Below are 13,573 nucleotides of genomic sequence, written 5' to 3'. Positions count from 1 at the left end.
TTACCTAAAATCAGCTAGTTTTGATAGTTGGTTAACCTGTAAGCAGATTTATTCGGATGACTTCGGTTTCTCAGTGTTTTGAATCCCTCCGCGATCGCGGTCAATGTGCTCTGATCCCCTTCATCACAGCCGGAGACCCTGATTTAGCCACAACGGCGGAAGCGCTCCGGGTCTTAGACCGCAGCGGTGCCGACTTAATTGAGTTGGGCGTGCCCTATTCTGACCCTCTGGCAGATGGGCCTGTCATCCAAGCGGCTGCAACTCGCGCCTTACAGCGAGGCACGCGGCTAGAGGCTGTCTTGGAAATGGTGCGGCAAGTCAGCCCAGAACTGCGATCGCCGATCGTTTTGTTTACTTATTACAACCCGATCCTGAACCAAGGTATCGAGAACTTCCTCAAGCAGATTGCGGATGCTGGGGTCAAAGGCTTGGTGGTGCCAGATTTACCCTTAGAAGAATCGGAGACACTGATTCAAACAGCAGCCAATCTAAGAGTTGAGGTGGTGTTGTTGGTGGCTCCCACTAGCCCTAGAGAGCGGATTGAGGCGATCGCGCGACAAGCTCAAGGCTTTATTTATCTGGTGAGCGTCACAGGTGTGACCGGAATTCGCACCGAACTGGAGTCTCGCGCCCAAGACATCTTGATGGATTTGCGCACCATTACCGACAAACCGATTGGCGTGGGATTTGGGATTTCCCAGCCAGAACATGCGCGGCAAGTCATGGATTGGGGCGCAGATGCAGTAATTGTCGGTAGCGCCTTCGTCAAGCGTTTAGCCGATGGCACTCCCGCTCAAGGTTTGCGAGCCATTGAGGAATTTTGTCGAAGCTTAAAGATAGTCATTAGTTCTGATTAGAGAAGTAATAACTTCAGAACCCTTAATTTGGCGAGCGATCGGAGGTAAGTGTGACCTCAGAGAGGCGCTAGCTTGCACCTACTGTGATCTTGCGGTAGGTTGAGGAGATTTGTAGCGATCGCCTTCCCGCCATCAGGGACTCTGCTAGGGAAATCACTTCAACATCTACGAGTTAGAACAAATCGAATGAAAGGGTTGATACCGCTGTGGCAACACAGGCATTGGCTTTTGACCATGCTTCTACCCGGAGTAGCGCTACTTCAGGTTCTACCAGGCGTGACTCAGGAAACGCTACAAATTTCTAACACAGGTTCTGTTATCTTCAGAGCGCCCAATAGCGACACGCCTAGAACGGTGCCGTCCAATCCCACGACGTTCACCGCTGTAACGGATGTCGCAGATCTAGAAGTGGTGAAAACAGGCGATCGCTCTGCTGCCGAACCCGGAGACACTGTCACCTACCGTTTGCTAGTTCGCAATACAGGTACAGCCGCTGTTAACAATTTAGTTGTGCAGGACGTGTTGCCACTGGGTATGCAATTCGTGGGTAAGTCTCTGCAAGGCACAGTGGGCAGCGGCACAACTTCGACCCCAGTCGCTCTGCCAGAACCAACCACCAACAATCGCACCATCGCGATCGCCGTTCCCAATGGTCTCGCGCCCCAGCAAACTCTTAACCTCACCTACTCAGTGGTCTTGACCCCTGACGCGATTCGAGGCAGCGGTCGTAACCTAGCTTCCGCGAGCGGCAACACGGGTACCCGTGAGATCCGGAGCAACACTGCCAGTTTCCTGGTCAGGATTCGCCCTGGTATCCTGTCCGATTGCGGCACGATTCTGGGACGAGTCTTTGTGGATAAAAACTTTGACGGCGAACAGCAACCAGGAGAACCAGGAGTTCCCAATGCGGTCGTTTTTATGGATGATGGCAATCGCATTGTCACCGACCCAAACGGCTTATTTTCAGTCGCTAATGTGATCGCTGGCAACCGCACCGGAGCCATTGATTTGAGCAGCTTACCAGGCTATACGCTCGCGCCCAATCTTTACCGAATTGAGGCCAATAGCCAATCTCGGCTGGTTCGCTTGTCACCCGGTGGCTTAGCTCGCATGAATTTTGCGGTCACTCCAGCCTTTGGCGAACAATCCACTCGGTAGCCAAGTTTTGCCTAAATCTTTCGCAGCCCAGTTGCGGAGCAAACCCTTACAAGGTTTGACAGCAGTACACAGAGACTGATAGTCTATTGCCCTTGCTGCATCTCTCAGTAGATGTACTGGAACAGGAGCGCTGTCTTAGCTAGACTGCTTAACTGTTTTTGCTGATTGCCATCGGGTGTTCCTTCATTTCATGCTCGGCTCTGGGTTTTAGGAGCAGCATTTTTAGCGATTCGCTCTACTATTGGCGGACCAAATATATGAGAGGGACAGCTCTTTCGAGCAAGGCGATCATTCGTCTAAGTTTATTGACCACTGCTGTAGGGGCGCTGGGAATCACGGCTCCTGTGCACGGCACTGAGGTGCTTCAGCCCTCAATACAATCTCAATCCTTACAGCTACCAGAGCCTCTAGGGCAGCCTGCTGGAGTTTCATTTATCTCTACAGACTCGAGCCAGTTTGATCCGGACAAAACTGGTTTTGCGATCGCGAATTCTTCTGAATTAGCAGAGTTTCAAAGCGAACCTAGCTCAAACATCGGTGACGCTAAGCCCTCAGGTTTGATTGCTCCTGTACCTAGCGGGGAGTTACCGTCACTCACCGCGCAGACGACTCAAAATCCCTTAGAATCCCAAAGTCCTGAGGCATCAGAAAACCCAGCTAGTAACGGCCCAACGAGTCCAGCCAACAGCTCCCCTGACGCTACAGTCCCCACTCTGCCAGCAGTTAGCTCTGACAAAACCAGCGCGATTCGCCTAGAAATCGCTTCGGTTGATGACCCTCGTGTGATTGCTGATGGTCGTTCTATCGTGACGCTGCAAGGTCGCCTCTTAAATGAGCAAGGCGAATTACTTCCGATCAACGCGATCGCCACGCTCACGGCTAGCGCAGGTCAGTTTGTCGGAGCCGATCAAGACCGCGATCGCCCTGGTTTTCAGGTTGTGGTGCAGCAAGGGCAGTTTACCGCTCAACTGCAATCAACGCTAGAAGCCCAGAAAGTGAGAGTTCGAGCGGCTGTAGACCTAGAAGAGGAGTCGGAGCGATCGCCAGAAAACGAAGCTTTACTGCAACCGACTGGAGGGCTTGTTACTTCTACTTGGCAACCAGAAGCAGTTGAAGCCTATACCCAAGTTGAGTTCATTACGAACTTGCGTCCCTCGTTGGTCACGGGTTCGGTCAATCTGCGAATTGGGCCAGGGGGCACCGACTTTTATGACAGTTTTCGCGACTTTTTAGATCCAGAACTGCTTGATGACGACACCCGCGTTGATGTGAATGCGGCGGTGTTTGGCATTGGTGCAGTCGGGGAGTGGTTGTTTACCGGAGCTTATAATAGCCAGCGATCGCTGAACGAAACTTGCGATGGCACTAATCGGCTCTTCCGGGATATCCAGTTTTGTGAGCAGAACTATCCAGTTTACGGTGACAGTTCTACCTCGACTTATCTCACACCTTCTACCGATAGTGTGTATCTCCGCTTTGAGCGTACGTCTCCCGTGGCAGGAGCAGAGCCAGACTACGGCATGTGGGGCGACTACAACACCCTAGAGTTTGCTCGAACTTCGCAGTTGTTCACCGCGACAAATCGGCAGTTACATGGTTTTAAGGGCAACTACAACCTGGGCAATCTGCAAGCCACGCTGTTGTATGGCAACAACATTCAAGGGTTTCAGCGAGATACTTTGGTGCCAGATGGGACCAGTGGTTACTACTTCTTGTCTCGTCGCTTAGTCATCCCTGGTAGCGAAAACGTTTTTCTCGAAACTGAAGAAATTAATCGTCCGGGCACCGTCCTAGAGCGCAAATCTCTAAATCGCGGCCCTGATTACGAAATTGACTACGATCGCGGCTCTTTGATATTCCGTCGTCCGATTTTGGCGGTGGAGCTGAACCCGCTAGGCCAAAGCTTAGTTCGTCGCATTGTTGTCACCTACCAGCACGAAACCGCTGGCGACGGCGATACCAATCTCTACGCCGGACGACTCCAGTACAACTTTTCCCGTGAGTTCGATCGCGAAAGTTGGACAGGGTTTAGCTATCTACGTGAAGACCAAGGGGCACAGGACTTTGAACTGTACGGCCTGGATTTCTTCTTTCCCCTCGGCACTGATGGGCAACTGGTGGGTGAGGTGGCGCGCTCTAGTTATGACTCGCTATTTCGCGGCAACCTCACAGGTTCGGCCTATCGCCTAGAACTCTCCGGTAAGATTACCTCCGCGATCGCAGGTCAAGCTTACTACCGCTCGGTAGATGAAGGCTTCAATAACAACGCCACGGTGAGTTTCACGCCGGGACAAACCCGCTACGGTGCGGCATTAGCCACAGCCTTGAGTGAGACCACAAAACTCAGCTTCTTGTTCGATCGCGAGACTAACTACGGGATTGCGCCGCTGGTACGCACGACCATTCCAGATTTGTTTAACCCTGCGCCTGAGCCAATTCCAGGGAGCGCCGTCAACAATACCTTAACCACTTTCAGTGCAGGTATTCAGCAAAAGCTCGGCTCAGCAGATTTAAGTCTGGAATGGCTGAACCGCGATCGCGAAGACCGCGCTACCCCCGACCTTTTTGAGGGTGACGCTAGCCAACTGGTCTCTCGCTTCGGTCTGCCCTTAACGGAAAGCCTGACTTTCAAGGCCCAAAATGAACTGAATCTAGGCGACATTGACCCCCTTTATCCCGATCGCACCACCTTCGGCTTAGATTGGGCGGCTTATCCGGGTGTGACAGTTCGCTTAGCGCATCAATTCTCCTCCGGTGGCTTGCTAGGAGATACCTCCATTACTAGTCTCGATACGATTTTGGAGCATTACTTCTCCGAAAATACCAGCATCACTGGACGCTATTCGGTTCTAAACGGCTTCAATGGCTTCACCGGACAAGGCGCAGTTGGCTTGAATCACCGCTGGGCGATCGCTCCTGGCTTGCGTCTGAACTTGAGCTATGAACATATCTTTAGCAATTTGTTTGGACGTACTGCCGCCGGAGAACGCTTTGCCCAACCCTTTGCTACAGGTCAGGGTGCGGCGGCATTAGGGTTGCTCTCTGGTGATAGTTATGGTGTGGGACTGGAATACACCGACAACCCCAATCTCAAAGCCAGCGCCCGCTTTGAGCATCGCACCTCGTCAGCCGGAAGCAATACGGTGATTTCCGCCGCTGCCGCCGGGAAAGTTTCCCCTGCTCTTACAGCCTTGGCTCGTTACCAGCAAGCGAGTGCTTCCAATCAACTTTTAGCAGTTTTGGGAGATACAGCCAATCTCAAGCTTGGTTTGGCCTACCGCGATCCTCGTAGCGATCGCTTTAATGCCCTGCTGCGCTACGAATACCGCCTCAACCCTGCTACCTCGCCCGAAACATTTTTGTTTGGGCGACGCGATGATGATGCCACTGATCACTTATTCGCCGCAGAAGCTATTTACGCTCCTGATTGGCGCTGGGAGTTTTACGGCAAGTACGCACTGCGAAACAGCACCTCCTACCGCGCCCAAGACTTATCCAACACCAACACCATTTCTTTGGCGCAACTACGCACCACTTACCGTTTGGGCTACCGCATGGATGTAGTTGGAGAAGTCCGTTGGCTCACTCAGCCTGCCACCGACTACAGCGAACTGGGTTGGGTGGTGGAAGCAGGCTACTATCTCACCCCAAATCTACGACTGGCCGCTGGGTATAGTTTCGGTGATGTAGACGATCGCGACTTCAACGGCGATCGCTCTCGCGGTGGCCTGTACTTGGGCTTAAACCTAAAACTAAATGAACTGTTTGATGGCTTTGGTCTGCAAAAAACTACTCCCCGTCAGCAACAGGAATCCCAAGTGAACCCGACAGCCTTGGCTCCCGTTGCGCCCATGCCAAACACCAACCCATAGCACCGCCAGCAACCAGTCAGAGGAGTGAATTAATTTAGCTATGTCTGCCGTACCCGCACTGCGTCGCCTAACTCGTGTAGCCCTCGTCATTCCTTTCGTTGTAACTAGTCTCGAACCTTTTACAGAAAAAGCTTCCGCCCAAGCAACTTCCCTTGGATCCAAATGTCCAGCCGGTACCATTCTGAGTTCTGACAACTTAGTTTTTAATGGTAACTACAACATCCTAGGCGGGGGCTCTGAGCCAAACATTAACCCCGCCGCAGGCTTTACGAGTGATTTGCCCTATCGAGGCGATGCGGTTTATCCCGACGACCGAGGAGTGAATGGTCCTTTGGGACCAAGGGGGCCACTAGGCGGCATCTCCATTCAGACTGGGCCAGTTATCTATGCCAATGGCGTTGTAGTCAGTAGGCAAACAACTCCGGTTTTTCCAGGCGACCCTGAGAATGGTGCACCACCATCCAACACATTTCTTTATTCCAATCCCAACGAAGATTTACAGGGAAACCGTATCGAACGTACACCGGGACGGGGACAATTCATAAATCCGACTATTTGGCAGCAAACAGTAACGGTTACTCCCAACACGACCTATAACTTTATTGCCTACTTTGATAATCTACTGAGCGCTACCGCTAACGCCGAAGCAGCTAATCCACAAATTCAATTACAGATTAAACGGGGGAACACTGCCTCTGACCTGGGTCCGCAAATTTCTGTGCCTCGCAGCGTGCCTAATGGGTTAGGGGGTGAATGGCTGCCTGTGCAATTCTCGTTTACGACGCTGCCGACGGATACTAGCATCACTCTGGCGATCGTCGATCGCGCCAATACCGTGAACGGGGATGATTTCGGTCATACCGCGATCGGGCTGCGACAGTGCCTCCCGAACATCGGCATAGCCAAAGCAGCGGGCACAGCGGTTAGCAATCCCGATGGCACTTTTACCGTGCCCTACAGCCTCACCGTCCGTAACTATGGAACCGATGCTATTACCAATTTGCAAGTTACAGACGACCTAGCTACAACTTTTGCCAACGCGGCTGGCTTTGTCGTTTCTGGAGCACAAAGCCCAACATTAAACGTCAACCCCAACTTTAATGGCAGTAGCGATCGCAACATTCTCGCGCCTGGCAATACGTTAGCCGCCACTGGGCAACCCGGTGACACTGCCACAATTACATTTAATGTCACTATCACGCCCGGAGCAGGTCCCCAAGGATTGGGTCCTTTCAACAACAGCGCGATCGCCACTGGGAATGCAGGCAACACCACTGTGCAAGATACGTCTGATGCAGGCACCAACCCTGACCCGAATGGCAATGGTATCCCAAATGAGCCCGGAGAAAATGACCCAACTCCAGTGACTCTTATTGCCGCACCAAAGCTTGGCGTTGCTAAGCAAGCAGGGACAGTAGTTGACAATGGCAATGGGGTTTTCACCGTTCCCTATACCGTCACAGTCAGTAACCTGGGCAATGTACCAATCAATAGTCTGCTATTAGCCGAGAACCTGACGGAAACATTTGGACCTCCTAGCACTTTCACGGTTGCCGCTGCCCCAACGAGTTCTACCTTGGCAGTCAACCCTGCTTTTAACGGCAACAGTGACTCCAATCTCTTAGCTGCCAATCAAACTTTGGCAGTTGGGCAGAGTGCTACCGTGACTTTTAGTGTTCAGGTTACAGCGAATGGTCAGCTAGGTCCTTTCAACAACACAGTTGTAGGCACCGGTACTGGGCCAGGAGGGATACCAGCTCAAGATGAATCCACCAATGGCACAAATCCTGACCCCAATGGTGATACCATCCCCGAGGAAAGACAACCAACTGTGGTTAGCTTTGGCGAAACTCCCAAGCTTGGTGTTGCGAAACAAGCAGGCGCAGTGGCTAACAGCGGTAACGGCGTGTTTACTGTGCCTTACACCGTCACCGTCAGCAACCTGGGCAATGTCCCCATCAATAATCTGCAACTCGTCGAAAACCTCACCAGCACGTTTGGGCCTCCCACTACCTTCACCATTGCTGCGGCTCCCACCAGCCCCACTCTAGCGGTTAACTCTGCTTTTAACGGCAACAGTGACTCCAATCTTTTAGCGGGCACTACTAATTTAGCGGTGGGACAAACTGCCACGGTTACCTTTAGCGTTCAGGTGACAACGAATGGTCAGCCTGGCCCCTTTAGCAATACGGTCACAGGTAGGGGTACTAGCCCAGGAGGAACGATAATTACGGATCAATCTACCAATGGCACCAACCCTGACCCCAACGGTGATACTAATCCTGATGAAGACCAACCAACCCCCGTTCAGCCAGAACCACTTCCTGTAGGAGAGCCCCAACTGCGCTTACTCAAACGAATTACAGCCGTAGAACAAGGAGGCAGAACTCAAACATTCGATCGCTTTGTGGATGATCCTGCTGATACCACCGATACGGCTCCTGGCTGGACTCAACTGTCTCCGGTTGGCGAGGTCAATCTACCAACTTCGCTGTCTTTACGCAGTGGAGATTCAGTTGAATATACGCTTTACTTCCTGTCTGATGGCACAGCTCCTGCAACCGCTGCCAGCCTCTGCGATCCCATTCCTGCCAGAACCACCTTTGCCCGCGATCGCTTTGGTACAGGTAGTGGGTTACAGCTGAACCGAGCCAGCGCCGAGAAATCGCTGACGAATAGTGCTGACACCGATGAGGGAAATTTCTTTACGCCTTTAGCGCCTTTACCCAATGGCAATGCTTGCCCGGCTAATGCGCAGGGCAATACCAACGGCTCTGTCATTGTCAACTTAGGAGAAATCTCTAATACCCCTGGCCAGAACTTTGGCTTTGTGCGCTTCCGGGTCAGGATTGATTAAGCATCGGTAGCGATCGCCCAACCAAAACATTCCATCCAAACGCTTGATGTATGTATTTCTTTACAGATTAGGTAAAGAATATAACAGCTTAAATGTAGCCGTACGGTAACGACTGGGCATGATTAAAAGATGGTTAGTCCTCACTTCTGCACTCGCGAAATTGAGCTATACCAGCCTGAGCGTATTACTAACCTAGACAGCCTGTGGGACCATTGCTTGTGTCTACGTCGTCAATCACGTCAATAAGCTGAACACTGAGGAACTGGCTTTGAAACGGACTTGGGTGCAATTACTTCTCCTATTCGTATTAGGAATTAGCCTGCTGACCATTGCTGACTTGGCGATCGCCCAATCCTTAAAGGTGCGGGTGAATCGTTGGTTGGAGGTGCGGCAGATTCAAGGGACAGTCAGCCTCTACCAAGGCCAAAAATCTCAACCCGCTCGCAATGGCAGTCGCATTCAAGCGGTAGGAGAGGGTATTCAAACGGGCGCGAAGTCTAGTGCAGTTTTAGCCGTAGATACTGGCATTGGTTTCATTAAAGTTGCAGAAAATACAAACATCCGCGTACTACAGCTAGATCGGCTAGCGACTGGCGGACAAGTCACCAAGCTGCAAGTGACTGGAGGACAAGCCCGCCTCCAAGTGAGAAAGTTTACCAATCCAGCGTCCCGCCTAGAAATCCTTTCTCCCGCTGGTTTAAGCGCAGTTCGTGGCACGGAATTCGGGGTGAGTGTGCAGCCAGATGGTAAAACTGGGGTTGCCACCTTAGAAGGTAAAGTCGCAGCGATCGCTCAAGGAGCCAGCGTGCCGATCCAAGCTGGGTTTCAAAGTTTAGTCATCCCTGGAGAAGCCCCCTTACCCCCAACGCCCTTACGGGAAGACACGCGGTTGCAACTCCAAGTTCTAGAGGCCGTTGGCAACAACCAAGCTCAAATTGCTGGTCAGGTGGATGTTGTTAATCTGGTATTAGTGAATGATCAACCCCTGAGCCTCGATCGCGAAGGTCAGTTTGATGTCAGAGTTGCACTGCCGCGAGAGCGCCGGATTCGGGCCGTAGTCAGAACTCCCTTGGGGAAACAGCAAATTTATGAATTGGCAGTTCCGTGAATGGGGGTTGCGACTGTTACCTGGTGGCATCACTGCTCTCATTGTGGTTGGTCTACTAGAAGTAGGAGCTTGGCAGCCTTTAGAGCAATTATCCTATCGGTTGTTATTTCGCTTGCGGGGGGACCAAGCCTGGGATGAGCGCGTGGTCATCGTCGCGATCGATGAACCTAGCATCAAAAAATTTGGTCTCTTTCCTTGGCCTCGCCAGTACCACACGCAGTTATTGCAGCGATTAACGAAAGCCGAACCCAGCGCGATCGCCTTTGACGTAGTTTTGTCAGAACCCAGCCCACAAGATGTCCAATTAGCAGCCGCAATGCAGGAACAAGGCCAAGTTTTGTTAGCCCAAGGATGGGACTATCTTGGCGCTCTCTTGCACATTAGTCCCCCTTTAAAGACTGCTGCACTTGATGTCGGCCATGTACTCAAACAAGAAGATGCCGACGGTGTCACTCGCAGTATTAAACCCCAAGTCAGAGGAGTGCTAGCTCTGAGTTTAGCGACGGTGCAAGTATATTCCTTAGTTCAGGAACCTGTCCGCCTCCCACCTTTAGACCAACCACTTTGGGTCAATTGGCCTGGTTCAGTGCGTGGCCTCAAACACTACTCCTATGCAGCCGTCTTAGCGGGACAAGTGCCTGACACGGCTTTCCAGGGCAAAATTGTCTTAGTCGGCATGACTGCGATCGGCTTTGATCCCCTGCCTACGCCCTTCAATCGCAATCCCTCTGCTAGTGGTGTCCATCTCCACGCTGCTGTGATCAGTAATCTTTTGCAGCAAAATTGGCTACACCGTCCAACTCAAGACTGGAGTTGGTTGTTACTAGTTGCTGGACCTGGCCTCAGTTGGATCCTGAGTCGTGGGAATACCAGTCAGCAAATTGGCATCTGGATCGGTGCTTGTTTGAGCTGGGGTATGGTCAGCCTGCTACTGTTTGAAGCAGGTTACTGGGTGCCAGTAGCGGCTCCTTTGGTCCTAGCTACGGTAACCACAGGAGCGGTCGTCCTGCACGATCGCCTCAGGGTTAACTCCTTGCTAAAAGCAAGAAGTGAGTTTCTGGCAACGATGAGCCACGAAATTCGGACACCAATGAATGCCGTGATTGGGATGACAGGGTTGTTGCTGGATACACCATTGACCGAGCAGCAGCGGGACTTTGTGGAAACGATCCGTAGCAGTGGCGACGCCCTCCTGACCATTATTAACGACATTCTGGACTTCTCTAAGATTGAGTCAGGCAAGTTAGAGCTAGAGGAGCAACCATTCCAACTACGCACCTGCATTGAAGAGTGCCTGGATCTGCTTGCTGCCAGAGCTTCGGAGAAAAATTTAGAGCTAGCGTACTGGATTGATCCAGAAGTGCCTCAGTACTTGGTCGGCGACATCACCCGTATTCGGCAGATCTTGGTTAATTTGCTGAGTAACGCAGTCAAGTTTACTCACGCTGGAGAAGTCGTAGTTTCGGTTAAGGCGGGGGTAGCCACCCATTCACGATTGCAGCGGATTGATCGGCGACAGACACCAAAAGACAGCAGCAAAAAATATGAGATCTGCTTTGCGGTCAAAGATACAGGCATTGGTATTCCACCTGATCGCCTCGATCGCTTATTCAAGTCCTTCAGCCAAGCAGACTCTTCTACCACGCGCCAATATGGTGGCACTGGGCTAGGTCTCGTGATCAGTCAACGGCTCACCCAGATGATGGGGGGGCGCATGTGGGTAGAAACTCAGTTAAACCAAGGTTCAACATTCTATTTCACCTTTTTAGCCCAAGCAGTACCAGAGCTAGTTCCCAGCCAAGTGGCATCCGCTCCAGATCAGTTGGCTGGCAAGCGATTGCTGATTGTGGATGACAACGCGACCAATCGCCAGATTTTGTCCTTGCAAGCGCAGTCTTGGGAGATGTTGCCTGAAACAGTTGAGTCTGGAGCGGCCACGCTCGATCGCCTACGGCAAGAAGTATTTGATCTGGTCATTTTAGATATGCAGATGCCAGAGATGGATGGTGTCACGTTGGCAGGAGAAATCCGCAAGCTACCCGGATGCCAATACCTACCGTTGGTGATGCTTACATCTTTGGGTCGCCCAGAAGGTAACGCTCAGACGATCGCCGCCAAGTTTGCTGCCTTTTTAACAAAGCCAGTAAAACAAACGCAGCTTTACAATGCGCTTTTGCAAGTGATGGGAGCGCAACCAATTCCGCTTAGCGGTACTCAGGCGGCTCCTACTTTTGATCGCGGATTAGGCGATCGCCATCCCCTCCGCCTCCTACTGGCTGAGGACAATGTAGTGAATCAGAAAGTAGCCTTACGTCTGCTCGAAAAAATGGGTTATCGCGCCGATGTCGCTGGCAATGGCTTGGAAGTGCTAGACGCGCTGCATCGTCAAACCTATGATGTCGTGCTGATGGATGTGCAAATGCCCGAAATGGATGGTTTGATGGCGACTCGGCATATCTGTCGCTTATGGTCACCGAGCCAGCGACCGCGACTAGTCGCCATGACCGCTAATGCTATGCAAGGCGATCGCGAAGCCTGTCTCCGGGCAGGAATGGACGACTATATCACTAAACCGATTCGGACCGAAGAATTAGTTCAGGCGTTACTCCATTGTCCACCTCAAGCAGGCTTAAAAACGCATCACTCAACCGTAGAATCTACAGTCGTGATCGATCCAAAAGCCCTAGAGGAACTCCGCGAATTAGGCGGAGAAGAAGCAGAAGCCTTGTTGCAAGAGGTGATCGACACCTACTTGGAAGACACTCCTAAACTCTTGCAAGCGATCGCCGCCGCTTGGACCATCCAAGACACCACAGCCTTGAAGCATGCCCTCCACACCCTCAAAATCACCAGCACTACTTTAGGTGCCATCACGCTCTGCCAGATTTGCCAAACCATAGAATCTCTAAATCCAGAGGTGGCGATCGCGATTCAGAATGAATGGTTGGCGCAGTTGGAGGCAGAATACCAGAAAGTAGAAGTAGCTTTGCAAGCAGAACGGCAACAAGTGCGAGCCTGAGCAGGCAAATGATTGGGCACATAATCGGGTACATGATCAGGCACAATAGTTGGTCTGGGTTTTGGGCTTAATTTTCGTGCCTTATCGCTACCTTCTGTTCTACAAGCCGTACGACGTATTAACGCAATTTACGGACAATAGCTCTGTAGCACCTCGGCCAACGCTAAAAGATTACATTCCGGTGCCAGAGATTTATCCGGTAGGCCGATTGGATCGAGACAGCGAGGGCTTGTTGTTACTCACCAACCACGGTCAACTCCAGCACCGTTTAAGCGATCCACAGTTTCAGCACCCCCGGACTTACTGGGTACAGGTAGAGCGAGTTCCCGATGCAGCGGCTTTGGCCCAGTTGCGCCAGGGTGTCGTGATTCAAGGCTATCGTACCCGCCCGGCTCAGGTACAATTGCTGCCCACAGAACCTACCTTGCCGCCTCGCGAGCCACCCATTCGGTTTCGTAAAAATGTGCCAACCGCTTGGTTGGAGATCACTTTAACCGAGGGAAAAAATCGCCAAGTGCGGCGCATGACCGCTGCTGTCGGATTCCCAACTTTACGCTTGGTACGAGTCGCGATCGCCCATCTCCAATTAGTCGGTCTAGAGCCAGGTCAATGGCGGGATCTGACTCCACCAGAGCAAGCAAGCTTACAGCAGCTTTGCTTTCCCCGATCAAAACTTAATTAACTGCAAACCAAGGTCGGCAG

7 protein-coding genes are annotated in these 13,573 nt (G+C 51.9%); all 7 read left to right on the top strand.

Annotation, left to right across the window (positions count from 1 at the left end):
* Window positions 1-56: 56 nt before the first annotated feature.
* The 7 genes from trpA to NDA01_RS23215 all read left to right on the top strand — a co-directional run bounded on the left by trpA (window position 57) and on the right by NDA01_RS23215 (window position 13,553).
* Window positions 57-857, top strand: coding sequence for a tryptophan synthase subunit alpha (gene trpA / locus NDA01_RS23245; protein ID WP_348229842.1), 801 nt, complete (start codon window positions 57-59; stop codon window positions 855-857).
* Between the two features lie 186 nt (window positions 858-1,043).
* Window positions 1,044-2,015, top strand: coding sequence for a hypothetical protein (locus NDA01_RS23240; protein ID WP_348229841.1), 972 nt, complete (start codon window positions 1,044-1,046; stop codon window positions 2,013-2,015).
* Window positions 2,016-2,272: 257 nt separating this feature from the next.
* Window positions 2,273-5,887: a hypothetical protein gene (locus NDA01_RS23235; RefSeq protein ID WP_348229840.1), complete on the top strand. Its 3,615-nt coding sequence runs from the start codon at window positions 2,273-2,275 to the stop codon at window positions 5,885-5,887.
* Window positions 5,888-5,927: 40 nt separating this feature from the next.
* Entirely contained in the window at window positions 5,928-8,744 is a 2,817-nt protein-coding gene (locus NDA01_RS23230; protein WP_348229839.1) for a hypothetical protein, read from the top strand.
* Between the two features lie 268 nt (window positions 8,745-9,012).
* Window positions 9,013-9,852 carry a FecR family protein gene (locus NDA01_RS23225; RefSeq protein WP_348229838.1) on the top strand — a complete coding sequence of 280 codons (840 nt, stop codon included), beginning with the start codon at window positions 9,013-9,015 and terminating at the stop codon, window positions 9,850-9,852.
* Window positions 9,833-12,871: a CHASE2 domain-containing protein gene (locus NDA01_RS23220; protein ID WP_348229837.1), complete on the top strand. Its 3,039-nt coding sequence runs from the start codon at window positions 9,833-9,835 to the stop codon at window positions 12,869-12,871. Before NDA01_RS23225 ends, NDA01_RS23220 begins: the two co-directional genes overlap by 20 nt.
* A gap of 76 nt (window positions 12,872-12,947) precedes the next feature.
* A complete protein-coding gene (locus NDA01_RS23215; protein WP_348229836.1) occupies window positions 12,948-13,553 on the top strand; it encodes a pseudouridine synthase in 606 nt (201 codons plus the stop codon).
* The last annotated feature ends 20 nt before the right edge of the window (window positions 13,554-13,573 follow it).

Origin of the sequence: Trichocoleus desertorum AS-A10, assembly GCF_039962155.1 — a bacterium.
In the GTDB taxonomy this organism is placed as follows: domain Bacteria; phylum Cyanobacteriota; class Cyanobacteriia; order FACHB-46; family FACHB-46; genus Trichocoleus.
The sequence above is the reverse complement of the archived record's forward strand: the minus strand, read 5'-3'. Positions and strand labels throughout refer to the sequence as shown.